Raw genomic sequence first — 26,043 nt, 5'->3', positions numbered from 1 at the left:
AAGAGAAACAGACTCCAAACTTCGTTTTTTGAAATCCACTATGCGTAGCGTCATCAACCACCAAATGATGTTCGGTCGTACCGATATTTCTGCCATTGTTTTCGATCCGAAATCACGAGATGATATCCCAAAAATCTTGAGGGGCCTTCAGGGCATCTACACCGACGAGGAGTTGCGCAAGCGTGTTTTTGCCATCCTCGAAGAGGTTCGTCCTGAACGGAAAAAAGGAGAAGGAAAAGCTGACCCAAACACAGGGCGTCCCGGTATGGAGCAATGGGCAATTTTGGTACTGGGTGTCGTTCGACTGGGAATCAACGCTGATTACGATCGGCTTCATGAATTGGTCAATCACCACGATACGCTTCGCCAGATGCTTGGTCACAACGATTGGACTGATAAAACATCTTATGAACTCCAGACCATCAAAGATAATGTCCGACTGTTTACCCCCGAATTGCTTGATCGAATCAACCAGGAAATTGTCCGTGCAGGTCATACGTTAGTAAAAAAAAAGAGGAAGAAAATTTCCCTTTAATGGCCCGAGGTGATTCGTTTGTGGTGGAAACCAACGTTCACTTTCCTGCTGATACAAGCCAGTTGTTCGATGCCATTCGCAAAGCCATTGAGGTCTGTGCGAAATGGTCTTTTGATGAAGGATTAAGTCAATGGCGCCAATACGATCATAACATCCGGCATATCAAAAGAATGCGTCGTATTGTGCAACAGCTCAAGCACTCGACATCAAAAAAGCCGGAAAAGAAAGCTCTCAAAGATCAACAAATAAAGCAAGCACTCCTCGATTACCTTGCGGCAGTCGATTATCAGTTACAACGGGCAGTGCGTACCGGCGCAGAACTGGGTGGCTTAAATCCGTTGCGGCTCAGCCAGCTTAACGGCTATATTGCTCATGCTGAGGTACAAATGGGGCAAATTCGTCGTCGGATAAATGACGAGGTTATTCCGCATGCGGAGAAAGTCTTTTCAATTTTTCAGCCACACACCGAGTGGATCAGTAAAGGCAAGGCGGGAGTGCCGGTTGAGTTGGGATTACGGGTCTGTATTATCGAAGATCAGTATCGTTTTATCCTGCATCATCAGGTCATGGAAAAAGTTGTCGATAGCGACATCGCAGTGTCCATTATCGAAGAGACCAAGCAACGTTTTCCAAACTTGCGATCGATCAGCTACGACAAAGGCTTTCATAGCCCGGATAACCAACGCGACCTGAAAGCGCTTCTTGAAAAAGTTGTTATGCCGAAAAAAGGCAAGCTCTCAAAAATCGACAAAGCTCATGAATCCGAGCCGGAATTCAGGAGACTGCGACGGCAGCATTCGGCAGTTGAATCAGCAATCAACGCACTTGAGGTTCACGGCTTGGATATATGCCCTGATGATGGCATCAAAGGATTCAATCGCTATGTTGCCCTTGCAGTGCTGGCTCGCAACATTCATCGTTATGGAGCACTCTTGTACAAGCAGGATGCGAAGCGACATCGAGGGCCCTACAAAAAAGCTGCCTGAGTTCTCTCCCCAAAAAAAGAGTTTTTTACCAATTCGCAGGGAGAGATCCGTTCGTTATGACGCTTCCTGGAGCAAAATTCGGTAGTTTACCCATGGCGTGTCACGATCAGCACAAAAACGCCTTTTGTTGATCATTAAAAATGGTTTTTAATCCGGCGGGAGGTTGTCAAATTTTCAAAAAACAGGGGTTTTCTTTCTGGCACTAATTACAATGTCGGAGAAACAACACCCGTTGGCAGTTATCCAGAAGGAGTAACCCCCGAAGGGCTGTACGATATGGCCGGTAATGTTTGGGAGTGGACAGATAATTTGTGGAATGAAACGGGTTCGCGCCGTGTTGTTCGTGGCGGGGGCTGGGACTACGCGGCCGAGGTCTGTCGGTCGGCGGCTCGGGGCAGCAACACCCCCGACTACCGGCGCAGCTACGTGGTCTTCCGCCCGGTTTTCGTCCCGTAGTCAGTTGGCAGCTCATTCCGACTTTGTTTTTGAGCGAGAGGGCAGTTACAAAATCGTGGTGAACGGCAGTGAGGGACGAACTGCCGTGCGCCATGATTTTCGGTAACCACCGACTACAGAAACGACCACCGCAGGTGGTCCGACGATATTTTTGAAAAAGTGAATATCTCTTCCATGGTTATCAAATCAGCCGCTATACGCTTATGCAGATAACACAGCGAAGCCGGATGAATGCCTCTGAACAGAGTGATGGATCATTCCCTCTTTCATCATCCCAATCTTTTTTCCAAAAAAACACACTGCGTGTATTCTACAGTTTTTCGGAGACTGTAAATTTGTTATGAGGGTCTGCATCTTTGAAAACGGCCTCCAGGGTCGGGGCTGTGAGAATCGTTTCACTCCAGGCTTCCAATTCCTCCTCTTTAGCGCGTTCTAACCGCTCAGATGCCCACTTGGGCAACAGGCCAAAGCGGCGTTCAAGCTGCCTTTTCAGTAACCTGGCTTCGCCCTTTGCTATGCCTTTGGCGATGCCAATTCGTTCTATGCTGGTGATGTATTGCACTTTTTCCCTCTCCTCGATTGTTTCAAGTTCTTGCCAGACCTGACTGTTCAACCATTCTGGCAGTTGCATTAACCAGTCAATGACATTGAATAAATTGATCACCCGTTGTTTATCCCAATGCCGTTCATACAGTATTCGTAGCAGGCGGAGTTTGGCGTTGTACCGTTCCTGATCCTCTGCTCTGGTTTTTTGGGTCAGGATGTGTGCTGCCGTAATCCATCCAAAAGCGTTTTCCGACGCCAGCAGCTCATCCAGTTTTTCCTCATAATCGGTCAGCTTGGCTACCGGAAACTCCAGCGTATGGCGGCATCCCAGTACAGAAAAACCATAAGAGGTGGGTTTCCACTGCTTGTTTTCATCAGCCAACACCGCCAAACTTGCTACAGGCCGTTTGTAGTATATCCATGATGCCCATCAAAACAAAATAGTTCAGGTTCCCAGCCCCCTCGACCTCCATTACAGGGATACCCATTACTTTCCCGATCCCCAAAGAATACACTATATTGCAGGCGCTTCATCTTCGTCGCAGTTAATTCATTCAATTCAATCACATGGCTCTTACCTGGCTGCATGTTTCGGATTTCCACTTGAGCCCTCTCGGATCCTATGACGTTAATCAGGTGCTTAAAGCGCTGGTTGAATCTGTTGAACGATTTCGGCAAACAACAGAGTGGAAACCGGATCTGATTTTTGCTACAGGTGATATCGCAGGAAAGGGAGATGTTGCGATTTTTAAAGGCGGTGACGATGCTCCCGCTACCAAATTTTTTGACAAACTGCTTCAAGCTGCAGGGCAAGGCAGGGAGCGCTTGTTTATTGTTCCAGGCAACCATGATGTTGAGCGAGATCAAGGGCTTGTTCCACCCACCTTTCAAACAGAAGTAGATATTAATAACTACTTTGAGAAAAGTAAGCGTTATCATTTTCTGAAGCTTCAGGCCTTTTCTGAATGGTATAATGATTATTTCGAGGCTGTTAAACCTGAAAGAACTTTTCCCGACAAATCAACTTGTGAACTAATTCCTTACACGCTCAGAAAAAATGATGATGAAGTTTCGCTTAAACTGCTGCTTATCAACAGCGCCCTGTTTTGTGAAGATGCCAGTAAAGACATTGGAAAACTCTGTATTGGTCGTTTTTGTCTTAACCCACTTATAGAGCAACTCGAATCGGAGAGGAAAAAAGGTGACCTCTCGCTTGTGATTGCGATGATACATCATCCGTTTTTTGTGCTCCATACACTCGAGAGCATTGCACTCAAGAATGTTTTGTCCTCACAGGTTGACATTCTCTTGAATGGTCACTTGCATCAGACAGAAGTGAATTTCGGTGAACTGGTAGAGCTTGGTTCGGGGGCTGCATACTTCAGCGCTAATAGCTCAAAAAATGCCATGTATTGCCGGTTTGATGGCAAAAAAATAGAGGTTTATCCAATCTGCTATTATGAAAAGAGTTCTCAATGGTCGGATGATCCCAACGTTTTTTACAAAACCAAAGAGGCAACCAGAAGTTTCGAGATTCTGCGCCTGCGGAATTCCGCCGCACCAGACCCGGTCGTTACAACTGAAACAAATGGACATCCGGAAAATAAATATGGGACGAGTTATCAGGAATTTCTTATAGCGGCATTGGATCACGTGCTTCCAACAGCGGTTCAAGGCTTTTCAGCAAAAGTAAGCCAAATATTTGTTTCGTTGAGTCTTTCTGATACATGGCAGAGTGAAGAGCGTTATTCTCCCGAAACAAAAGTGTATGACAGGCAAAAAGAGGTAGACGGTTTTACTGCAGAAGCCGTTATGCGTGCGGCATTTAAAAAAAATCGCCTTTTGCTTGTCATTGGTGATCCTGGTCAAGGCAAAACAACCCTGCTCCAGCATTATGCACTCTCATGCATCGACAAAGAGCGATGTAAAGATTTTGGTTTTCCCGAACCGGTCATGGTTTTTTATCTCCAATTACGCGACTTGAAAAAAGGAGATACTGGTTATTCAGCACTTCCTGTCAATATTCTGGCATGGGCGCATACTGTTCCATCGTCAGAGAAAGAGAGACCGGAAAATTTAGAAACATTGATTTTCGAATCGCTCTGTCAAAAAAAATCATTGGTTTTACTTGATGGGCTCGATGAAATCAGTGAGCTGGAAGAGAGAAAAGAGGTGTGTGAATGGATCAAGAATACCATTACTGACTTTCCCAAAGCCTGCTTTGTTGTCACCTCACGCCCGACAGGCTACCGTCCCGTTGATGACATTGAGATTCAAATTCCTTTAAAGAGAGCTGATATCCTTGATTTCAAGCCTGTACAACAAAAAACATTTTTACAAAACTGGTTTACTGAAGTCTTTCTCAGCAAAATTCCAACCGACAGTGGAGACACTGAAGATCCGGAATGGGAGAACCGTCAGAAAGAAAAAGCCCTCGATAAAGCAAGTGCTGTTATCAAATTTTTGAACAAGGATGAAAATAAAAGTTTACTGAAGCTGGCCGGAATACCGTTAATGTTGCAGATTATGGCCATGCTCTGGAACGAGGACGATACCTTGCCGGAAAGCCGGGCTACTCTCTATAAAAAAGCACTGGATTATCTCCTTGGTTATCAGTACAAGCGGCGAAACATAGTCCCGAAGCTTCCCGAAGCAGATGCCATTGGAGTTCTCGCTCCAGTTGCACTCTGGATGCAGGAGGAGCTGAAAAAGGACGAAGCCGATCAGGAAGTTATGAAGACAAGAATGCAGAAAGAATTAAACAAGATACCAAAGAAGCAGAAGCCGCCAAAAGCAAAGGCATTCAGTGACGACCTGATTGATCGTGCCGGTTTGTTGGTGAGATATGGTCAGACTGATTATGCCTTTCGTCACAAGTCATTCCGCGAATATCTGACCGGTTTTCAGCTCATGAAAAATCCTGTAATGGATCTCTCCTTACAGAAACTGATTGAGCATTTCAGCGAACCCTTTTGGGAAGAACCCATCCGCTTCTTTTTTGGTCAGATTGATGCAGAGAGCTTCAATACCTTTATGCAAAACTTCTTCGATGTAGTGAGTGAAGAGGTGATTCAGTCAAAACAAGAGCTGTTGCAAACCATCATAGAGGAAACCCCGAAGGAAAAAAGAAAGATTGATACGTTATGTAAAAAGCTTCTGGATTCCGAAACAACACTACGCCGACAGCAGGTGATTCTCGACTGCCTGAAGACAATTGGGAATCCCGAAGCACTCAATACCCTTTATCAGTTCAGAGCAGGAAAACTTGCAAAAAACGATGATGTAGCTGATCGAGCGGAGGAGGTGATTCTTGCTTTCGGCGGCAAAGCGCTTGAGCGAAACATTGAAAAGAGTGTCAGCGGAAATCCTCTCTCTTTCCGGAATTCCAATGAAGAAAACTCAGAGTACATCCTGATACCGGGAGGAAGCTATATTTATTCGGTGACAGAAGAAATTGTGAGTGTGCCGGAACTCTATGTCGCCAAGTATCCGGTAACAAACAAACTCTATCGCTCTTTTATTGCAGCACTTGAGGAATCGGTAGCATTACAGGAAGAGCTGTTCAAAATTGCATTAAACAATACAGAGCATTCAACTGTTGCAAATTTTTTCAAAGAGGGTAAAAACGACCTTGCAGCTTTGTGTCGTTCAACCTATGATGAAGATCGAAAATTCAGCGGCGCCGAACAGCCTGTCGTTGGTATTACATGGTATGCTGCTCAAGCCTACTGTTTTTGGCTCTCACTGTGTGCAGGCAAGCCTGACTCTTATCGCTTGCCAAACGACATCCAGCGGGAGTGGGCGGCAGGTGGAAAACGGGAACCGATACCGCAGAAAGTTCGGGAGTATCCCTGGTCAGATGAGAAGGGTGAACCAACACCAACGTTGGCCAACTTTGGTATGAATGTTGGATATACAACACCCGTTAACCGTTACCCCGAAGGAGCAACTCCGGAAGGTTTGTACGATATGGCAGGTAATGTATGGGAATGGTGCAATGATTCGGTAGGTTCGGACCGTGTGATTCGTGGCGGGAGCTGGAACTACGGTGCCGTGCGCTGTCGGTCGGCGTATCGGAACGGCAACACCCCCGGTCGCCGGCGCAGCGGCGTGGGCTTCCGCCCGGTTTTCGTCCCGTAGTCAGTTGGCAGCTCATTCCGACTTTGTTTTTGAGCGAGAGGTCAGTTACAAAATCGTGGTGAACGGCAGTGAGGGACGAACTGCCGTGCGCCACGATTTTCGGTAACCACCGACAACAGAAATGACCACCGCAGGTGGTCCGACGATATTTTTGAAAAAGCGAGTATCTCTTCCAGGGTTATCAAATCAGCCGCTATACGCTTATGCAGATAAAACTCTTTACCATATCCATCGGTGACAGCGGGGGCGCTTTGCAGGAGATGAACACCTTTCTGAAGGCGCATAAAGTTCTGGAAATCCAGCATAAGCTGATCAGCAACGATAATGGAGCCAACTGGTGTTTTTGTGTGCGTTACATTGAGCAAACATTCAACCCGGCACACGGGAGCAAGGCAAAGGTTGATTACCGTGAGATGCTTGATGAGCCAACATTCCGCAAATTTTCGCATCTGCGTGCAATACGGAAAAAAGTGGCGATAACGGAAGGTGTTGCCGCTTTTATCGTCTTTACCGACGAAGAGCTTGCGGAGCTTGCAAAACTTGAAGAGATCACCATCAAGAGCATGCTTGGTATAAAGGGTATTGGTGAAAAGAAAGTTGAGCGTTTTGCTCACTATTTCATGGATAAGCCGGAAACCAATGAAACGTCAGGGGCAGTTGCTTGAAGAGATTGCTGATCTGAAGAATCTCTATGAGGCATTCTACAAGGCGCAAAAAGGCAAAGTTTCCAAACACTATGTAGGCGCCTATAAGAAGCAGTTGCCGCAAAATTTGCAACGGCTGCAACAGCAACTCTTTTCGGGAGAAGTCGAAACGGGAGGGTATCACACCTTCACTATTTACGATCCCAAAAAACGGCTGATTTGCGCCACCCCTTTTTCGCAGCGGGTTCTGCACCATGCCTTGATGAATGTCTGCCATGCCTCGTTCGAAAAGCAGCAGATTGTCACCAGTTTTGCCAGCCGCCCCGGAAAAGGTACCTATGCGGCGCTCGACAAGGCAAGGGAGTATCATCGCCACTTCCGTTGGTTCTTGAAACTTGATGTTCGCAAATATTTTGAGAGCATTGACCACTCAATTCTGAAACAGCAGCTTTATCGCATGTTCAAAGACAAGAATGTGCTGTTGATGTTCGACAACATAATTGACAGCTACGCTACCGAAGCCGGTAAAAGTGTTCCGATTGGCAACCTGACCAGCCAGTATTTTGCCAACCACTATTTGTTGGTCGCCGATTATTATGTCAAACAAAGACTGTGCATTCCAGCCTATGTCCGCTATATGGACGATATGGTGTTATGGCATCATGATAAAGAGGCATTGCTCGAAGCTGGATACCGCCTTCAGGACTATCTTGCAAGGGAGTTGCGGCTTCAGCTCAAACCCTTTTGTTTGAACGAAAGTAGAAAAGGGTTGCCCTTTTTGGGCTATCTGCTCTTTCCGGGCTCTGTGCGCCTTGCCCGACGAAGCAAAAAACGCTTTATCCAGAAATCCTGGCTTTATGAAGGTTACCTGCAAACAGGGCGATGGTCACAAAAAGAGTTTGCAAACCATGCGATGCCAATGGTCGCTTGTACTGAATACGCCAATGCAAGAGAATTCAGAAAAAATGTGTACTCTGCAATGGTGGCCATTGAAGAAAACGGGCATCAGTCGTGGGTTCGAACCGTGTAATTCGTGGCGGGAGCTGGAACAACGATGCCGAGAACTGTCGGTCGGCGTATCGGAACAACAACACCCCCGACAACCGGAACAACAACGTGGGCTTCCGCCCGGTTTTCGTCCCGTAGCTCAAAAGCAAAGTCGGATGACTGCCTCTGAACAGATTGATGACCCCGCCCCTGTAAGCATCAGGGCAAAAAGAGCCACCACCCATGCCCGGCATTGGTAGGACGAGCCGGATAGCCGTTTCGAAGATGACGGGCATTTTTTTTCAGGATAATTTTCAGGATAAACATATGACAGCAGTTGCAGAACGTATTTTCAAAGATGCTCTTGATTTGCTTCCTGTAGAGAGGGCTGAACTTATCGAAAAACTTTTTCAGAGTTTTGATTGTGCCGCACGCAATGCCGTAGATGCTGCGTGGGCAGAAGAGGTCGAATCTCGATTTGAGGCTTTAGACCGTGGTGAAATCAAAGCTTCATCAGCAGAAGATGTTTTTGCAAGGATCAATCAGAGATGAATATTCTCGTTCTCTCTTCATAACATCCAAATCTCCGTTAACTTGGGCTTTTGGTGCCGCCCACATTTTCGGCATGATCTACAGTGCATCCTGCCATTACTTGCCCATTTCCTAAAGAATACACTATATTGCAGCCACTTCATTTTCGTTGCGGTTAATTCTTTCAATTTCATCACATGGCTCTTACCTGGCTGCATGTTTCGGATTTCCATCTGAGCAATGGTGCTCCTTATGATCAGGTGGTTATACTTCGTGCTCTTGTTGAATCGGTCAGGCGATTCCGTGAAGAAGGGCATGTTCCTGACCTGATTTTTGCAACTGGTGATATTGCGCAAAACGGAAAGGCCAACGAGTATGATGCTGCCACGAAATTTTTCGATGATCTGCTCGAAGCCGCCGCTCTCAATCGCGATCGCCTTTTCATCATTCCCGGCAACCATGATGTTGACCGCAAAATGGGGAAATGGAGTCACCGCCATCTTGATAATGCTGAAGAAGCCGACGAGTACTTTGATCCTGAATCGACTTTTCCACAATTGAGAGATAAGTTTCAAGCATTCTCGTCATGGTATAACGACTATTTCAAAGCCATCCGCTCGTTCCCGACAAACACAACATGCAGTCCGGTAGAACTCGTAACGATCAACGGACTCCGTCTTGCCGTTCTGCCCCTGAACAGTGCGCTCTTCTGTATTGACGATCATGATCATGAGAAGCTCTTCATTGGTTGCCGATGTCTTGATGCGGCAAGGAAGCAGTTTGAAGCAGCCGATCTCAAAGTTGCCTTGATTCATCATCCTCTCGACTGGTTAAGCCCTTTTGAGCAATCAAACATTGAGGCTGTTCTTGAAGAGTCGGTTGATCTCCTGCTTCAAGGGCATTTCCATCAGGTTGCGGTTAAAGGTATTGTGTCAGCCAATGGTGGTTACTTGAAGCTTGCTGCAGGGGCCTCATATCAGACCCGACAGTGGCCAAACACAGCAATGTATGTCACCTTCGAAAACAGCGGGGTAACGATTTTTCCGATACGCTATGAGGACAAACCCGGTGAGAAATGGACGCTCGATACCAGTCTCTATCCTTCTCCATCATATACAGGGAGCTTTGTGCTTCCTCGCCGCCTTGGCACGGGTTATGATAAAGATCTCTTATCAAAATTGAGTGCACCAAAAGCTTTTATAGCTTATTCCTGGGAAGACGATAATCATAAAAAATGGGTTGCCGATCTTGCAACTCGCCTTCGTCACAGTGGTGTTGAAACTATTCTTGATCAATGGCATGCCGTGCCGGGAGATCAGCTTCCGGATTTTATGGAAAAGGAGATCCGCAATAATGATTATGTGCTGATTATTTGCACCCCAAAGTATCGTAGTAAATGCGATAAACGTGATGGTGGCGCCGGGTATGAGGGCGACATTATGACTGCCGAGGTTTTTACAACAAAAAATCATAGAAAATTTATTCCAGTACTTGCGAAAGGGAGCTGGGATGAAAGCGCTCCATCATGGTTGAAAGGTAAATTTTATGTTGATTTAAGCACCCCGGTAGAAGATGAACGCGACTATCCTCGTTTGCTTGCTGCACTCCTTAATTCACATCCCCAACCACCGCCCGTAATGCAACGTATGCCTGAGATTCCTTTCAGGCTACTTTCGACAACGCTACCGATTGTGAAGGTTGAAAATCGCCAGCAATTGTTTCGAAATACGAATGAACAGAATGCAGAGTATATCCTGATCCCGGGTGGGAGTTACCTTTATTCCGCAACAGAGAAGGAGGAACAAGTGTCTGATATTTATTTTGCCAAGTATCCCGTGACCAACCAACGTTATCGTGATTTTATACAATTTTTGCAGTCAGATGGTTCGTCTCAAGGCGTTTCTGTATCGGTCTCATCTATCAGGGAAGAGCTTAAGGCAATTGCAAAACGAAACCTCTGGTGGCCACAGTTGGGAGATTATCTTTATGAGGGTAAAAACGACCTTGCCGCTTTGTTTCGATCAAGTTTCGATGGGGAAGCAAAATTTAAGGGTAATAATCAACCCGTGGTTGGTGTAACTTGGTATGCTGCCCGTGCATACTGTCTGTGGCTTTCAATGCTTGAAGGGAGTACTATGCGTTATAGGCTCCCAACGGAAATTGAGTGGGAGTGGGCTGCAGGAGGAATACGGCAAACGACTCCGCAGAAAGTTCGAGATTATCCCTGGCCGGAAGAAGAAGGAGATATCTCTGTTCGATTGGCCAATTACAATAGTACTGTTGGGGCAACAACACCGGTTGGCAGTTACCCCGATGGAGCAACACCCGAAGGGCTGTACGACATGGCTGGTAACGTATGGGAATGGACGGATAGTTGGTGGGAGGAAAAAAAGCTTTCGCTCCGTGTGCTTCGTGGCGGGTGCTGGCGCTACGATGCCGAGTACTGTCGGTCGGCGTATCGGGGCAGCTGCGCCCCCGGCAACCGGCGCAGCAACGTGGGCTTCCGCCCGGTTTTCGTCCCGTAGTCAGTTGGCAGCTCATTCCGTCTTTGTTTTTGAGCGAGAGGGCAGTTACAAAATCGTGGTGAACGGCAGTGAGGGACGAACTGCCGTGCGCCATGATTTTCGGTAACAACCGACTACAGAAACGACCACCGAAGGTGGTCCGACGATTGGAGCTCTTTCGGCAGTGAATGGCAAAAGAAAAGTGCACCATGCCGCTCAATTATCACAATTCCACTCTGCCATGCAATACTCCCTTTTTCGGGGGCTTTTTCTCTCTCTTCAATTTTACTATATTCCATGCGTCCATGGTGAGCGTGTCGGTCTGGCATTCGTGATGTCCACAAATATTTTTTTTATCAGTTAAGAGTAAAAGAAGATGGCCCGTTATACTCCGGAACAGCTTGTCAAAAGAAATGCTTCTGTTTGGACCGATATTCAGATTATTCTTGCCCCGATCCAATTCCTCTTTTTTGTCGGTGGAGTTACCACTACAGCCCTGTATGCAAACGGTTTGTTTGTCACCAGTTTTTACTGGGTCAGTGTGGTTATTCTTTTTAAAACGCTTTTTTTTGCCCTGCTTTTCATCACTGGTATGTTTTTTGAGAAGGAGGTTTTCGATAAATGGGTTTATTCAAAAGAGTTTCTGTGGGAAGATATCGGGAGCACGATTGCGGCGGCGTTTCATCTGCTCTATTTTGTCATGGCCTACCTTGGTTATCCTGAGCATGTTCTTATCTGGGAAGCCTTTCTCGCCTATTTTACCTATGTGCTCAATGCGCTGCAGTATCTGATCAGGATTATTCTTGAAAAACTCAATGAACGGAAGCTGCGGATTGATGGTCAGATCTGACCGGATATCTCTCTCTTTCTGTCAAGACGCTCAATATCATCATGAAATACCATTTTAGAAAGCTCTGGAATACCATGTTTCTGTTTGTTGGCCCAGCTTGGTATCTCCTCGTATGGATGATCTGGTCTTCGGGTCAGTTGCAGGACATTGGCGACAAGATCTCTTTTCTTGGCATGGTAATCCCCGGTTTTCTGCTTATTTACGGTTCCGGCTTTTTGATTGAGGGGTGGCATGAGAAGAAAAAAAAAGGCAGACAGTGAGGCCGGGGGAGTTCTCTTTTTTTGCTATCGTTATTTTTCAACCATACATGCCGACTTTCGGCGTGAGAAGTTTGATATTTTATGCAGAACCTATGGAATGACGCAGATCTTCAGTGCTCCGTCAAAGAGCAGTGCAGCTCAACCGGGGTACAGACAGAACTTGCAGAGCTGGTCTATGCCTCCCGTCTGCTTGGCAGCGAAAGTTCGCTGGTGATGCATGGCGGGGGGAATACTTCCGTGAAATGTGAGCTGGTTGATATGGTTGGCAACCGGGCTGAAGTGCTGTTGATCAAGGCGAGCGGTGTTGATTTGAGCCGTGTTACCGGTTGTGATTACACGCCACTCCGGCTGGTGCCGTTGCGTAAGCTGGGGGAGCTTTTCAGCCGCAACGATCTGATGAGTGAAGAGGCTCTTCGGCGTTTTTCAACCAAAGAGTTCAAGCATCTCCTGCTCCTGAATATGTTCAGTTTGACTGATCATATGGCCGAGCATCGGTTGACTCCTTCAATTGAGACTCTCCTTCACGCTTTTCTGCCGCATCGCTTTATTTTTCATACTCATTCGTTTGCCCTGCTCACCCTCAGCAATCAGCCCGATGGCGAAAGGCTCTGCCGTGAGACTCTTGGTGAGAGCTTTGGTTCTGTGCCCTATATCAAGCCTGGCCTTGGCCTTGCCCGTTCGGCAGCTCTGGTTTATGAGCAAAACCCGGAGATGAAGGGGCTTGTGTTGCAGAAGCATGGTCTGGTAACGTTTGGCGCTACGGCGAGGGAGGCCTATTGCCGAATGATTGATGCGGTCAGTACGCTTGAAGAGCGGATTGCCGCAGCCGGAAGAAAGACCTTTCCATCCGTCATCTTGCCAGCAGAGATTGCCCCGGTTGAGGTGGTGGCTCCTGTCATCAGGGGCGCCTGTGTTGATGAAAAGGCGCCGGGTACGCGTGAGTACCATCAGTTTATTCTTGATTTCCGTACTTCTCCCGCCATTCTTGACTATGTGAACAGCGCTGATCTTGCTGCCATGAGTCAGAAGGGTTCCATGACCCCTGATTTTATTGTCCGGACGAAAAACAGGCCGCTTGTTGTTCCTGCTCCCGATGCGGGGGATATTGCAGGATTCAAGGTTGCGGTGCATGAGGCTGTGCAGCGTTATTGTCGGGAGTATATCGACTATTTCAATACCCAGCAGCAGGCTGCTGCCGATATGAAGGTAACCATGCTTGATCCACTGCCAAGAGTGGTGCTTGTTCCCGGTCTCGGGCTGTTTGGCCTTGGCAGGAATGCGGAATCGGCTGCAGTTAATGCCGATATTGCAACGGGTACTGCTCTGGCCATTCTTGATGCTGAATCGGTTGGCACCTTTGAATCCATCAGCGATCGTGAAGCTTTTGAGATCGAGTATTGGGATATGGAGCAGGCCAAGATGACCAAGGTTACGCATGATGTTTTTGCCGGTAAAATTGTTATGGTTACCGGGGCGGCAAGTGGTATTGGTCTGGCAACGGCTAAAGCTTTCCGTCAGAGAGGGGCCGAGCTGGTGCTTCTTGATCTGACTCGTGAAGCGCTCGATCGTGCAGCGGAGGAGTTTGGCGGCAATGTTCTTACCCTCACCTGTGACGTAACTTCACGCTCAGATGTTCGTGCAGCTTTCGATGTCGCCTGTCGCCGGTTTGGAGGCGTGGACATTATTGTCTCCAATGTGGGAGCTGCCATCCAGGGGCGCATCGGTGAGGTCTCTGATGAGTTGCTGCGCAAAAGTTTTGAAATAAACTTTTTTTCACACCACTCCATTGCCCAGGAGGCTGTCAGGGTGATGAAACTTCAGGGTACGGGCGGTGTGCTGTTGTTCAATGTTTCAAAACAGGCTGTCAATCCAGGTCCGGACTTTGGCCCTTACGGTCTGGCGAAAGCGGCGACCATGTTTCTTGTACGGCAATATGCGCTTGATCACGGTCGCGATGGTATTCGTTCAAATGGTATCAATGCTGACCGCATTCGCAGTGGTCTGCTTACCGCGGAGATGATCAAAGCCCGCTCAGCGGCACGTGGCTTGAGTGAGAGGGAGTATATGGCCGGAAACCTGCTGCAGCTTGAGGTAACGGCAGAGGATGTTGCCGAGGCATTTGTTCATCTTGCGCTTGAAATCAGGACGACCGGTTCAATTACTACAGTGGATGGCGGTAATATTGCAGCCGCGCTTCGCTGAATGAAGAGAGAAGAGGTATAATAAAAACAACTGAAAAGAGGAGAACCATCATCATGGCGGAATACGATAAAGACAAGCAGGCCAAAGAGTATTATCTCGATACGCCGGTCAATAACTATGGATTTTTTCTTAAGGGGGCACACTCTCTTGATTGGGGAATGAAAAACCGCCTGTCGAGGATTTTCCGGCCAGATACCGGAAAAACGGTGATGCTTGCTATCGATCATGGCTATTTCCAGGGCCCGACTACTGGTCTGGAGCGTCCTGATGTCAATATTGTTCCGCTCATGCCTTACGCCGATGCAATTATGCTGACCCGTGGTATTTTGCGTACCACGGTTCCTCCAACTCTTACCAAGGCGGTCGTCATGCGCTGCAGCGGAGGCCCGAGTATTCTCAAGGAGCTCTCTGATGAAGAGCTTGCTGTTGATATTGAGGATGCCATTCGTATGAACGTTGTGGCAATCACCCTCCAGATATTTATTGGCGGTGAATTTGAGACCCGCTCGATTCACAATATGACAAGGCTTGTTGATATGGGGCTGCGTTATGGCATTCCAACCATGGCGGTGACTGCGGTTGGCAAGGATATGGTGCGCGATGCCAAATATTTCAGACTGGCCTGCAGGATGGCTGCCGAGCTTGGCGCCCAGATTGTTAAAACCTATTATGTGCCTGAAGATTTCGATACCATCACCGCTTCATGTCCGGTGCCGATTGTGATGGCCGGTGGAAAGAAGCTTCCTGAACTCGAAGCGCTTACGATGTCTCGCCGTGCAATTGATGAAGGCGCATCAGGTGTTGATATGGGGCGCAATATTTTCCAGAGTGATGCTCCCCTTGCGATGATGAAAGCGGTCAACAAGGTTGTTCATGAGCAGATGAGTCCGCAGGATGCCTTCGACTATTTCAATACCATAAAGGCTGAAGGATAATTGCAGGGAGTAATGATCATCGCTGCAGCAGGCTTGAGCGCCTGCTGTGGTAGTCTTAGTAGCGTTCGATTTTCTTAATGGGCACCCTTTTGCAGCATCCGGCAGGCCGGAATAGCGGGGGGGGGTATGACGTTTTTCTATGAATACTGAGGATATAAAAGGTTTCTTTGCATCAAGGGAGCAGCTCGATATGGCTGACTACCTGACGCTGGATTACTACCTGGAGTGTGTGGGAGATATAGAGACGGCGCTTGCCCATTTCTGCAGTGAACAATCGACAGCACAGTGGAAACGTGTTGATCATGATGAAGATTTTCGTCCAAAGTATGCCGCCAGGGTGATCAGTCTGACGATAGAGGGGGAGCTTGAGGCTCTCAGCTATCCGGTCGTGCATTTCGAAACAGGCCCTATTCATGCATGCCGCGTCACTATTGCCCACCCGCATCGGAATTTTGGCGCCAAGCTGCCGAATCTGCTCACCGCTGTTTGTGGGGAGGGAGTTTTTTTTACTCCCGGTGTGCCGGTGGTGAAGCTGCTTGATATCGGTTTTCCGGAGGCTTATCTGAGGGCTTTTGATGGCCCCAAATTTGGTATTGATGGTATTCGTGATCTTCTTCAGGCCTATGACCGCCCGATTTTTTTCGGAGTAGTGAAGCCAAATATCGGACTCAGTCCAGCCAATTTTGCCGAGATTGCCTATCAGAGCTGGCTTGGAGGGCTTGATATTGCCAAGGATGACGAAATGCTTGCCGATGTTGACTGGTCTTCCCTGATTGAGCGATCCCGAGTACTGGGAGAGGCAAGAGCTCGGGCGGAAAAGGAGACCGGAGAGCCAAAAATTTATCTTGCAAATGTTACGGATGAGGTTGACCGACTTCTTGAGCAGCACGACATTGCCGTCAGCAATGGAGCGAATGCTTTGCTGATCAATGCTCTGCCGGTTGGACTCAGCGCTGTCAGAATGCTTGCCCGGCATACGAAGGTGCCACTTATTGGCCATTTTCCCTTTATTGCGGCTTTCAGCAGGATGGAAAAATATGGTGTCCATTCAAGGGTTATGACCAAACTTCAGCGCCTTGCCGGTCTTGATTCGATTATTATGCCCGGTTTTGGCAGCAGGATGATGACCCCTGAAGAGGAGGTAAAGGACAATATTGCCGAGTGTCTGCAGGAGTTTGGTCATATCAGGCGTTCGCTTCCCGTTCCAGGAGGCAGTGATTCAGCGCTTACGCTTGAAACCGTCTACCGGAAAGTGGGGAGTGTCGATTTTGGTTTTGTACCGGGTCGGGGGATTTTTGGCCATCCTATGGGCCCCAGAGCCGGAGCCATGAGTATCCGTCAGGCATGGGAGGCTATTGAGCAGGGTATCTCTCTTGAAACTTATGCTGTTGGCCGCCCTGAGCTTGAGGTGATGGTCGATGGGATAAACAGAAAAAAGTAAGTATCAGTAAAAAGAAGAGGTCTGCTCATGGGGAGACTGGATGAGAAGGTTGCCGTCATTACCGGTTCAACCAGAGGAATCGGTAAAGCGATAGCTCATGAGTTTGTGCGCCAGGGCGCAAAGGTGGTTATAACCTCTTCTTCGAATGCCAATGTTCAGGCGGCTGTTGCGGAGTTTCCTCCGGGCAGCGCCTTCGGCTGTGTCTGTGATGTTGTTTCGGCTGCTGATATGGAGCGCCTGATTGATGCGGCGACAAAGAGGTTTGGCCGGATAGACTGTTTTATCAATAATGCGGGAATCTCTGATCCCTTCATGAACATTACAGAGAGTGATCCTGAGCGATGGGGAAGGGTTATTGATACCAATCTTAAGGGTACCTATAATGGCTGTCGTGCGGCAATCAGCTATTTTCTCAGGGAAGATATTCCAGGCAAGATTATCAATATGGCTGGTTCGGGCACAGACAGTGGCTCAAACACACCGTGGATGAGTGCCTACGGTTCCACCAAGGCTGCCATAGCCCGTTTTACCTATGCGGTTGCTGCGGAGTATAAACATACCGGGATCTCTGTCATGCTGCTCCATCCTGGTCTGGTGCGTACCGGGATGGTCAGTTCCGATAACCCGACACCTGAACTTTCCCGGCAGTTGGCCACCTTCAGTACCATTCTTGATATTTTTGCCCAGTCGCCGTCGGTCGCCGCAAAGCTTGCGGTACAGTTGGCTTCTGACTGGAGCGACTCCAAAACCGGTATCTATCTTTCCGCTCTTCGTGGAAGAAGAAAAAAATGGTTGCTCCTCACCTATCCCTTCCGTAAAATGATGAACAGGATTGACCGCCGAACCTATTAATATTGAGGATCGTCATGCTGAAAGCTGCTGCACCGATAATCACGCTGTTTGTTCTTGTTCTGGCAACCCTTCAGGGCTGTTACAGCTTTGCAGGTTCATCGCTGCCTGCACATCTGAAAACGATTGCCATTCCGGTGTTTGAAGATCGCAGCGCAGCCGGTATCGCGCAGCTCAGGGGGGAGTTGACCGGCTCTCTTGTCAATCGAATCGAGTCGCAAAGCCCTCTTCGCGTTACTCCCTCTCTGGCTCGTGCCGATGCGTTGCTGGAAGGTGCCCTTATCTCCTTTTCTGATGCTCCGAGCCAGCTTTCGAGCATAACCGAGCGGGCGATGACGAATCGGGTTACGCTTGTTGTACAGGTTACAATGGTTGATCGGGTGAAAAAAACAGCGATGTTTACCCAATCATTTGTCGGATTTTCCGATTATCGTACTGGTGACCCTGTCGGCCAGCAGGAGGCGCTCCGATTTTGTGTTGACCAGATTATTGATGAGATTTTTGACAGGGTGGTTTCCGGCTGGTGATCTGTCTGAATCGTTACCTGTCAAGTAACTCCTGCAGTTGTCAGGAATCATTAAGGGAGGTTGTTTATGGGATTGCATAAGGATATTGACTATCGGCTTGAACTCGCCCGCGGGTTCTTGCAGGAGGCGGAGCAGGATTACGCTCTCGGGCGCTGGCGTGCCTGTGTTTCGGGCTCCATACTTGTTCTTGAAAATACCGGTCTTGCTGTATTAATGCTTTTTGGTGTCTCACCGTTGACCCATAAGCCGGGCAAGCATTTATCACAACTGATAATGGAAGGTACGGTCACCAAAGAGGTTGCTGCCTTGATTGAACAGATTTTGCCTGATTTTGAAAAATATGATTCCCATGAAAAGATGCTGGCGAGGTATGGCAACGAGTCGTCATACCAGCTTCCCTGGGCGCTCTTTCATGAAGAGGAGGGTATCACGGCTATTGAGGCTGCCCGCAAGTCGATGCGTGTGAGTTCCGAACTGGCTGAATTGGTTCAGTAAGAGGGGGAAGAGCCATCAGGTAACCCGGCGCCACCTTTTTTTTCCTGGAAAAACAGTGCTTGAAAAAGCCGGTTAAATTAACTATATAGTCATATGCTTTTACGGCTATATAGTTAATTCCAGGTTATTCTCGACTTCTTTTGTTCCCTTTATAACCCGAAACGATTGCCTTCCTGCCAGATTTGAGTTCTGCAGGCTGCTATCGGTTCTTCGCCGTTTTTTACGGACAATGGTATCGTTACGGGTTATTTGCTGCTATGAAGTCGGGTATGCCATAACCCTCAATCAGAAGTAATATGACCAGAAAATTTGTAGTATGTGCGACTCTTCTGGTCGCGCTCCTGGAGTCATCAACAGCATTTGCTACGAACGGCATGAACCTTGAGGGGTATGGCGCCAAATCACATGCTCTCGGTGGAGCTGGTATGGCCTTTGATACGGGTAACTCTGCCGTGATGAATAATCCGGCGACACTTGGGATGATGAAAAATGGCCAGGAAGAGATTGGCCTTGGTATCAGGGGGCTTCACCCAGATGTGTCGGTCGGGTATGGCTCTTTGTCAGACAAGTCTGAAGGAACAGCATACTACATGCCCTCTCTTTCCTATATGAGAAAAGATGGCAGCATTGCCTGGGGTGTGGCTGTTCTTGCCCAGGGTGGGATGGGAACGGAGTATGGCAAAAATTCCCCCCTTTTCCAGTACGGGATGCCCATGTCTATGAGTGGAGCAGTTCCTCTGAGTGGCGAGGCTATTCGATCAGAAGTTGGTATCGGTCGCCTGATGTTTCCTCTTGCCTGGAATCTCACTCCAAATACGACCATTGGTGCATCACTCGATCTTATCTGGGGAAGCATGGATCTGCAGATGGATATGGATGGCGCTCATTTTGCCGGGATGGCAATGCAGGGCCAGGGTGGCTCGGTCAGTGGCTCCATGTTTAATACACTCGGTTCATTCATCAGTTCTGGCGCGATTACTGACGTTAATTATGTTCGTTTTGACTTTTCCAATGGCACTCCATTTATGGGTGAGGCGGTCGGGTATGGATCGGGGTTCAAGACGGGATTTACACACAAGTTCAGCAATCTTCTGACCATCGGGGCCACTTATCACTCAAGGATAGCGCTCTCTGATATGAAGAGTTCAAGGGCGACGCTCTCTTTTTCAGGAGCAGGGCCGGCATTCACTCAATCCGATCCGGTATCGGTCAGTGGCACCATCAAGGTCAAGAATTTTGGGTGGCCGGAAACCTGGGCGGCAGGTCTTGCCCTCTATCCGGCAAAGCGCTGGATGATTGTCGGTGATGTCAAATATCTGGACTGGTCATGGGCAATGAGCAAATTCAGCACCACTTTTATTGCCGACAATTCTGCATCGAACGGCCCGTTTCAGGGACAGACACTTGATGTGGATATGACCCAGAATTGGGATGATCAGTGGATTTATTCAATCGGTGTGCAGTATAAGGCATCGGAGCGGCTTGCACTTCGTGCAGGGGCAAGTTTTTCGACCAATCCTGTTCCGGACAGCTATCTTAATCCGATGTTTCCTGCGATTACCGAAAATCATTATACCGGTGGTTTCGGTTATAAGTTGACGGATAAATCAACAGTTTCCGCCGCACTTGTGTTTGTCCCGGAAGTAACGGCAACCAATGCCGATGGTCTGGTCATCAGTCACAGCCAGATGAACTGGTCGCTGAACTATGCACACCAATTGTAACGGTGGGGAGGGGTGCTCATCTTTCTGCTCCAGGAAGGAGCAAAACGAAGATTTTCAGATAAGGCAACAGATTGTTTAACAATAATTCAACTTGTATTATGAGAAAAATTACGCTGCTCTTCGCAACACTTTTTTTGCTTTCCTGTTCTGCAGTCCAGGCGGATACCTTTGATCCCGCCAAATTGCCGGTAACCAAGCAAACTGTATCGGGTAAATATCTCTCGGCAAAAGAGGCTCTTGAGATGAAGGGCAACAACCCCGCCACTGTTTTATTTGTTGATGTACGTACAGCAGCAGAAACCGAATATGTTGGCATTGCTGATCAGGTAGATATCAATATTCCCTTCATGCAGGATGACTACTCAACATGGGACAGTAAAAAAGAGCGCTTTCTGATGAATCCCAACTCCAGCTTTACCCTGAAGGTTGCCGAGGCATTGCAAGTGCGGGGCTTGAAAAATTCTGATGCTGTTGTTCTGATCTGTCGCTCTGGTGATCGCAGTGCAGGCGCAGCCAATCTCCTGAGTCAGGCTGGTTATACCAATGTCTATTCTGTCTATGATGGTTTTGAGGGCGATATGGCAAAAGAGGGAGTGAACAAAGGTCGCCGCCTGGTAAACGGATGGAAGAATGCGGGTTTGCCTTGGGGTTATTCTCTCAACAAGGAGAGGGCATACTTTTCCACCCGGTAAGTGGGTTGTTCCAGGGGTTGTTCCGGGCAGCTTTCTGCTCTGCACCATCCGGCACGAATGTTGACCAGCAAAGAGAGGAGATTTGCTCTTGTTCTCATTTTCTTTTTTGAAGAGCAAATTTCTTTTCTTAAAATAACAATCTTCAATTATATAACAATACAGTAACTTAATTGGTGTTTTTTCGGCCATCTTCCTTCGTTTTGGCGTGATCTGATGAAAAAAACGTTTATCGTTCAAAAATTGAGTGTACAGCCATGATTCAAAAAGGTCATTCATCAATCACCTCTCTTTTATTACCGGTCATGCTGACAGGGATGCTGCTCTTTTTTCCGACAGCAGTTTTTGCCGTGCCACCTGAGCCTGTTGTGGAGACCGCATGGTGGGTTTGGGAGATCGCGCTGTTTATCTTTTCTTTTTTTCTCGGTATCGTTGCCGTTATTGGAGGCGTTGGAGGGGGAGTGCTGTTTGTTCCTATTGTAAGCAGTTTTTTCCCGTTTCATATTGACTTTGTTCGGGGTGCGGGATTGCTTGTGGCGCTTTCCGGAGCTCTTTCAGCCGGGGCTCCCTTGCTCAAGAAAGGGCTTGCCAATCTCAAATTGGCTCTTTCCATGGCATTGATTGCTTCAATCAGTTCAATAGCCGGTGCGATGGTTGGCTTGGCCATGCCGGAAAATATTGTCCAATTGTCTCTTGGAGCGGCAATTCTCGGTATTTCAGTAATCATGCTTCTTTCAAAAAATTCAGCATATCCTGAGATCACAGAGCCGGATAACCTGTCCAAAATATTGCATATCTATGGCATCTATTACGATGAACAGCTTGGTAAGGATGTCAGTTGGCAGATCCATCGTACGCCAATTGGTCTCTTTCTTTTTGTTGTGATTGGATTTATGGCAGGAATGTTCGGGCTGGGTGCCGGATGGGCGAATGTACCGGTCTTCAATCTTGTTCTTGGCGTTCCGCTGAGAGTTTCGGTTGCTACCAGTATTTTTGTGCTTTCTATCAATGATACCGCTGCAGCATGGGTCTATCTGCACAAGGGAGCGGTACTTCCTCTTATCGCAATTCCATCGGTTGCCGGCATGATGATCGGCACAAAAATTGGGGCAAAGCTTTTGACAAAGGTGCATACCCGTGTTGTCAGACGCCTTGTTATTACTTTGCTTGCAGCAGCGGGATTGAGAGCGCTTTTAAAAGGATTCGGAATCTGACGACGATTAATTATTACCATGAAAGAACAACTTCACGCAAACCGGATTCAGTTGACCTATGCCAATGTCCTCTCATGGACTTCGACCTTGGGAATGATTTTTGTTGCAGCGGGTTATGTGATCTATGTTTTTCAATTGCTTCCTTCCGCCGTTTCTCCTGCCGAAATAGCCATGAACTGGCATCTTCGGGCGGCAGAATTGCACAAAGCGGTACCGGTGCCATCTGGATGGGACTGGGTTACACAATTGGGCCGGGGTGATGTTCTCAGTTATCTCTCAATCATCTACCTTTCATCGGTAACGATGCTCTGCCTTGTCGTCATTATACCGCTGTTTTTCAGGGAAAAAGATCGTATTTATACTTTGATTGCGCTGCTGCAGGTATTGGTTCTTGTTTTTGCTGCTACGGGGATAATCTCCGGGGGTCATTGACCTCGCACAGGGTTCGACTTTGCTTTGTATGTTTTTATGAGTTTTTTTTGCAACTGTATGGTTATATGGATATATAGTTCTTCTGTCGGGTTCCAAAGAAGAGATCTCGCTAAATACAGGTAATTAATTTCAGGAAAGCGTAATCAAGGAGAATAAGCATGGCTGACACAAAAAAACTTGCAATCATTGCATCACAGGGCTCACTTGACTGGGCATATCCTCCCTTCATTCTTGCTTCAACTGCTGCGGCCATGGATATGGAAGCGGTTATTTTCTTTACCTTTTATGGGCTGCCGTTGCTGAAAAAAGAGATCGACGCCAAGGTCTCTCCTCACAGTAATCCTGCCATGCCCATGAAAATGCCCTTCGGCAGCAAGGAGTTTCAGTCTTTTAACTGGCCGGTGCCGAACATCATTTCCGGTAATGTTCCCGGTTTTGATAACATGGCGACCATGCTGATGAAGGAGACCTTCAAAAAGAAAGGTGTTGCCACAATTGAGCAACTCAGGGGCATGTGTCAGGAGTTTGGTGTTCGATTCATTGCCTGCCAGATGACCATGGAGGTTTTTGGATTTGAAAAGGAGCAGTTTATTGATGGTGTTGAGTATGGTGGAGCGGCCACTTTTCTCGAGTATGCTGCCGATGCCAATATCTCGCTTTTTATCTGAAAAAAAAGGAACGCATTCTGTCAAGGCGGTGCGCAGCGTGTTGAATCGCCAAACGCCTCTCCGCAGTGAGTAACGGTAACTGACCACAGAAAGATATGTTGCGTTATCTTGATCTTGTTCGGAACTGTTTGCCTGGGGTCAAAGAGATTATGCCCTGGGATCTGGTTGAGCGCATTGGAGAGAATCCTGATTTGCTGATTCTTGATGTACGTGAGCCTTATGAGTTTGCTCTTCTGCATATCAGAGAGTCTGTAAATGTTCCGAGGGGTATTCTTGAATCTGCCTGTGAATGGGATTATGAGGAAACTGTGCCGGAACTGGTTAAAGCCAGAATGCGGGAGATTATCGTGGTTTGCCGTTCAGGGTATCGCAGTGTTCTTGCGGTGCACTCCATGCAGTTGCTTGGTTATGAACATGCGGTTTCGTTGCGGACGGGATTGAGGGGGTGGAATGATTATGAAGAACCTCTCTGGAGCAGTGCCGGGAGCATGGTTGAGCCTGCAGAAGCAGACGATTACTTTATGGCAAAGCTTCGCGCCGATCAACGGTCACCAGGGGTTTAGAAGTGTGTTTTGCATTGGAATAAAAGAGATCTAACAATATAGAATCAGGAGCATTGATATGAGTGAAACTGCAAACATCGAGCTGAATTGCGAAGGGCTGAATTGTCCCCTGCCGATTCTGAAAACAAAAAAAGCTATTGATTCACTGAACAGTGGCGAGATACTGAAAATGACCGCTACCGATCCTGGTTCAGTCAATGATATGGCTTCATGGGCAAAGCGTACCGGTCATGAGCTTGTTTCTCATACCGAGGCCTCAAATGTGCATACCTTCATGATCAGGAAGAAATAAGCTGAGGATGAGAAGAGCGTAACTCTCTTGTTTTGTTGATTGGTTCTGTCTTATAAAGAAGCTGGTTAAACATGAGTCCTTCTTTAGAGGGCCGCAAGGGGATGAAATGCATTTGGAAAACTTGCCACGTTTGATGATTTCGGCTCCACACAAGAGTGCCGGCAAGACCATGCTCAGCCTCGGTATTTCGTCGTATCTCTCAGCGCAGGGAGTCTCTGTCAGGAGTTTCAAGAAGGGGCCGGACTATATCGATCCAATGTGGCATAAACTTGCTTCCGGCAACGAATGCTATAATCTTGATCCCTACCTGATGGGGAGGGCCGGGTGCCTTGCCTCTTTTCAGGGGAAGAGTTGTATTGGGGAGAACTGCCTTGCTCTTGTTGAAGGTAATCATGGGTTGCATGATGGTCTCTCTCTCGATGGTTCCGACAGTAGCGCCGGGCTTGCCCAATTGCTTGATACACCGGTCTTGCTTGTCGTTGACAGCAGAAAAATGAACAGGGGGATCGCCGCGCTTGTTCTGGGTATGCAGGCAATGCCGCCGAAGGTGCATATTGCCGGTGTGATCTTGAATCAGGTAACAAGTTCACGTCAGGGTGAAAAACAGAAAGCAGCGATTGAGCAGTACTGCAACGTACCCGTGTTGGGTGCACTTCCATATGACAAGGAACTGGTTATTCCTGAACGCCATCTTGGACTGACAACAGTCGGAGAGATTACTGATGCCGAAAGGTTTATTCGGGGTGCAGCAGATCGGATAGCGCATTATTGTGACATGAAGGCAATTCAATCGCTTTTTTATCAGGCGCCACCGATGCTGATGGGGAAGGTTGACTGTTTTGGGAAGAGGTGTACAGGAAGAGCGAGGATAGGCGTATTCCTGGACGCAGCCTTCTCATTTTACTATCCTGACAACCTTGATGCACTGAAGAACAATGGAGCGGATCTGGTTTTTATCAACTCTCTGGAGGAGCGTTCTTTGCCGGATCTTGATGCGCTCTATCTGGGGGGAGGCTTCCCGGAACTTTTTTTTGATGTTTTAAGCGCCAACAGGGGACTTTTGAGGGATGTGCGCGAACGGGTGGAAGCTGGTATGCCGCTTTATGCAGAGTGTGGAGGGTTGATCTATCTTTGCCGGAATGCCTCTTATGGAGGGAAAACGGTCTCCCTTGCCGGTATTCTGCCCATTGATATCGGTTTTGCCCGTCATCCTGCAGGGCATGGATATCTTGATCTCAGGAGCAGGACGGACTCCCCCTGGTTTCGAAAGGGTACGCAGATCAGGGCTCATGAGTTTCATTATGCAAGGCCTGTTATGCCGCCCGCTGGCTGTTCCTATCAGTTTGATGTTACGCGGGGAAGCGGAATAACCGGAGAGAGTGACGGGGTTCTTTATCGTAATCTTTTTGCATCGTTTGCGCACCTGCATGTTATCGGTAATCCGGAGTGGGCTGAAACGTTTCTCTCTCTGGCATCAGCATTCAAGGAGAGCGGCCGTTGAGAGGGGTGAAGGCCACCTCAAAATCAGCATAAAAAAAACGGATTTTTATCCCGAAATATTCTTGCTTCGTTT

Annotated in this window: 26 protein-coding genes; 24 read left to right on the top strand and 2 right to left on the bottom strand. The window is 47.9% G+C overall.

Annotated elements, in window-relative coordinates; all coding sequences use genetic code 11:
• The first annotated feature begins 40 nt into the window (after window positions 1-40).
• Window positions 41-1,521, top strand: a protein-coding gene (locus tag AC56AD_RS11830; RefSeq protein ID WP_150085532.1) for an ISNCY-like element ISPph5 family transposase whose coding sequence is annotated in 2 segments (ribosomal slippage) — window positions 41-503 and window positions 503-1,521 — 1,482 coding nt in all. Because the reading frame shifts where the segments join, the coding sequence is not laid out codon by codon here.
• 150 nt (window positions 1,522-1,671) lie between these two features.
• Complete coding sequence (locus AC56AD_RS11825; RefSeq protein WP_083765330.1) at window positions 1,672-1,977, top strand: formylglycine-generating enzyme family protein; 306 nt, start codon at window positions 1,672-1,674, stop codon at window positions 1,975-1,977.
• A 310-nt stretch (window positions 1,978-2,287) separates the two neighbouring features.
• Here the strand turns inward: AC56AD_RS11825 and AC56AD_RS11820 are convergent, their stop codons facing one another.
• Window positions 2,288-2,908 (bottom strand): DUF4351 domain-containing protein, encoded by a 621-nt coding sequence (locus AC56AD_RS11820; protein ID WP_012509014.1) that lies wholly within the window; start codon window positions 2,906-2,908, stop codon window positions 2,288-2,290.
• Between the two features lie 182 nt (window positions 2,909-3,090).
• Here AC56AD_RS11820 and AC56AD_RS11815 point away from each other — a divergent pair, with 182 nt between their 5' ends.
• From AC56AD_RS11815 to AC56AD_RS11790, 6 genes are all read left to right on the top strand, one after another.
• A complete protein-coding gene (locus AC56AD_RS11815) occupies window positions 3,091-6,663 on the top strand; it encodes an SUMF1/EgtB/PvdO family nonheme iron enzyme (RefSeq protein WP_012509013.1) in 3,573 nt (1,190 codons plus the stop codon).
• 203 nt (window positions 6,664-6,866) lie between these two features.
• Window positions 6,867-7,328, top strand: a complete 462-nt coding sequence (locus tag AC56AD_RS11810; RefSeq protein ID WP_012509012.1) for an HRDC domain-containing protein — start codon at window positions 6,867-6,869, stop codon at window positions 7,326-7,328.
• Entirely contained in the window at window positions 7,303-8,337 is a 1,035-nt protein-coding gene (locus AC56AD_RS11805) for an RNA-directed DNA polymerase (protein WP_012509011.1), read from the top strand. The genes AC56AD_RS11810 and AC56AD_RS11805 overlap by 26 nt, the downstream gene beginning before the upstream one ends.
• Entirely contained in the window at window positions 8,319-8,453 is a 135-nt protein-coding gene (locus AC56AD_RS11800; RefSeq protein ID WP_150085695.1) for an SUMF1/EgtB/PvdO family nonheme iron enzyme, read from the top strand. The genes AC56AD_RS11805 and AC56AD_RS11800 overlap by 19 nt, the downstream gene beginning before the upstream one ends.
• A 168-nt stretch (window positions 8,454-8,621) precedes the next feature.
• Window positions 8,622-8,846 carry an addiction module protein gene (locus AC56AD_RS11795; RefSeq protein ID WP_012509010.1) on the top strand — a complete coding sequence of 75 codons (225 nt, stop codon included), beginning with the start codon at window positions 8,622-8,624 and terminating at the stop codon, window positions 8,844-8,846.
• A gap of 176 nt (window positions 8,847-9,022) precedes the next feature.
• The gene (locus AC56AD_RS11790) at window positions 9,023-11,350 is read left to right on the top strand and encodes an SUMF1/EgtB/PvdO family nonheme iron enzyme (protein WP_012509009.1); all 2,328 of its coding nucleotides are present in this window, start codon (window positions 9,023-9,025) and stop codon (window positions 11,348-11,350) included.
• Window positions 11,351-11,463: 113 nt separating this feature from the next.
• Here the strand turns inward: AC56AD_RS11790 and AC56AD_RS11785 are convergent, their stop codons facing one another.
• Complete coding sequence (locus AC56AD_RS11785) at window positions 11,464-11,628, bottom strand: hypothetical protein (protein ID WP_481859624.1); 165 nt, start codon at window positions 11,626-11,628, stop codon at window positions 11,464-11,466.
• Window positions 11,629-11,705: 77 nt separating this feature from the next.
• Between AC56AD_RS11785 and bchF the strand changes: the two genes are divergently transcribed.
• The 16 genes from bchF to AC56AD_RS11705 all read left to right on the top strand — a co-directional run bounded on the left by bchF (window position 11,706) and on the right by AC56AD_RS11705 (window position 25,971).
• A complete protein-coding gene (bchF, locus tag AC56AD_RS11780; protein ID WP_012509008.1) occupies window positions 11,706-12,179 on the top strand; it encodes a 2-vinyl bacteriochlorophyllide hydratase in 474 nt (157 codons plus the stop codon).
• 41 nt (window positions 12,180-12,220) lie between these two features.
• A complete protein-coding gene (locus tag AC56AD_RS11775) occupies window positions 12,221-12,439 on the top strand; it encodes a hypothetical protein (RefSeq protein ID WP_012509007.1) in 219 nt (72 codons plus the stop codon).
• An 81-nt stretch (window positions 12,440-12,520) separates the two neighbouring features.
• On the top strand, window positions 12,521-14,641 hold the full coding sequence (locus AC56AD_RS11770) for a bifunctional aldolase/short-chain dehydrogenase (protein WP_012509006.1): 2,121 nt from the start codon (window positions 12,521-12,523) through the stop codon (window positions 14,639-14,641).
• A gap of 53 nt (window positions 14,642-14,694) precedes the next feature.
• Complete coding sequence (lsrF, locus tag AC56AD_RS11765) at window positions 14,695-15,576, top strand: 3-hydroxy-5-phosphonooxypentane-2,4-dione thiolase (protein WP_012509005.1); 882 nt, start codon at window positions 14,695-14,697, stop codon at window positions 15,574-15,576.
• Window positions 15,577-15,715: 139 nt separating this feature from the next.
• Window positions 15,716-17,017, top strand: a complete 1,302-nt coding sequence (locus tag AC56AD_RS11760; RefSeq protein WP_012509004.1) for a RuBisCO large subunit C-terminal-like domain-containing protein — start codon at window positions 15,716-15,718, stop codon at window positions 17,015-17,017.
• Window positions 17,018-17,044: 27 nt separating this feature from the next.
• Window positions 17,045-17,869, top strand: a complete 825-nt coding sequence (locus AC56AD_RS11755; RefSeq protein WP_012509003.1) for an SDR family NAD(P)-dependent oxidoreductase — start codon at window positions 17,045-17,047, stop codon at window positions 17,867-17,869.
• A gap of 14 nt (window positions 17,870-17,883) precedes the next feature.
• The gene (gene lptE / locus AC56AD_RS11750) at window positions 17,884-18,393 is read left to right on the top strand and encodes an LPS assembly lipoprotein LptE (RefSeq protein WP_012509002.1); all 510 of its coding nucleotides are present in this window, start codon (window positions 17,884-17,886) and stop codon (window positions 18,391-18,393) included.
• Between the two features lie 66 nt (window positions 18,394-18,459).
• On the top strand, window positions 18,460-18,888 hold the full coding sequence (locus tag AC56AD_RS11745) for a HEPN domain-containing protein (RefSeq protein ID WP_012509001.1): 429 nt from the start codon (window positions 18,460-18,462) through the stop codon (window positions 18,886-18,888).
• Window positions 18,889-19,184: 296 nt separating this feature from the next.
• Window positions 19,185-20,612, top strand: coding sequence for an OmpP1/FadL family transporter (locus tag AC56AD_RS11740; RefSeq protein ID WP_012509000.1), 1,428 nt, complete (start codon window positions 19,185-19,187; stop codon window positions 20,610-20,612).
• Window positions 20,613-20,710: 98 nt separating this feature from the next.
• A complete protein-coding gene (locus AC56AD_RS11735; protein ID WP_012508999.1) occupies window positions 20,711-21,304 on the top strand; it encodes a rhodanese-like domain-containing protein in 594 nt (197 codons plus the stop codon).
• 254 nt (window positions 21,305-21,558) lie between these two features.
• A complete protein-coding gene (locus AC56AD_RS11730) occupies window positions 21,559-22,515 on the top strand; it encodes a sulfite exporter TauE/SafE family protein (protein WP_012508998.1) in 957 nt (318 codons plus the stop codon).
• A gap of 18 nt (window positions 22,516-22,533) precedes the next feature.
• A complete protein-coding gene (locus AC56AD_RS11725) occupies window positions 22,534-22,947 on the top strand; it encodes a DUF1634 domain-containing protein (RefSeq protein ID WP_012508997.1) in 414 nt (137 codons plus the stop codon).
• Window positions 22,948-23,105: 158 nt separating this feature from the next.
• Window positions 23,106-23,615 carry a sulfur carrier protein DsrE2 gene (gene dsrE2, locus AC56AD_RS11720; RefSeq protein WP_012508996.1) on the top strand — a complete coding sequence of 170 codons (510 nt, stop codon included), beginning with the start codon at window positions 23,106-23,108 and terminating at the stop codon, window positions 23,613-23,615.
• A gap of 95 nt (window positions 23,616-23,710) precedes the next feature.
• A complete protein-coding gene (locus tag AC56AD_RS11715; protein ID WP_012508995.1) occupies window positions 23,711-24,178 on the top strand; it encodes a rhodanese-like domain-containing protein in 468 nt (155 codons plus the stop codon).
• Between the two features lie 58 nt (window positions 24,179-24,236).
• The gene (locus AC56AD_RS11710; protein WP_012508994.1) at window positions 24,237-24,470 is read left to right on the top strand and encodes a sulfurtransferase TusA family protein; all 234 of its coding nucleotides are present in this window, start codon (window positions 24,237-24,239) and stop codon (window positions 24,468-24,470) included.
• A gap of 106 nt (window positions 24,471-24,576) precedes the next feature.
• The gene (locus tag AC56AD_RS11705; protein WP_041526545.1) at window positions 24,577-25,971 is read left to right on the top strand and encodes a cobyrinic acid a,c-diamide synthase CobB; all 1,395 of its coding nucleotides are present in this window, start codon (window positions 24,577-24,579) and stop codon (window positions 25,969-25,971) included.
• The last annotated feature ends 72 nt before the right edge of the window (window positions 25,972-26,043 follow it).

The sequence above is a fragment of the Pelodictyon clathratiforme genome (genome assembly GCF_982375515.1).
This window is presented reverse-complemented; position numbering and strand designations above follow the sequence as displayed.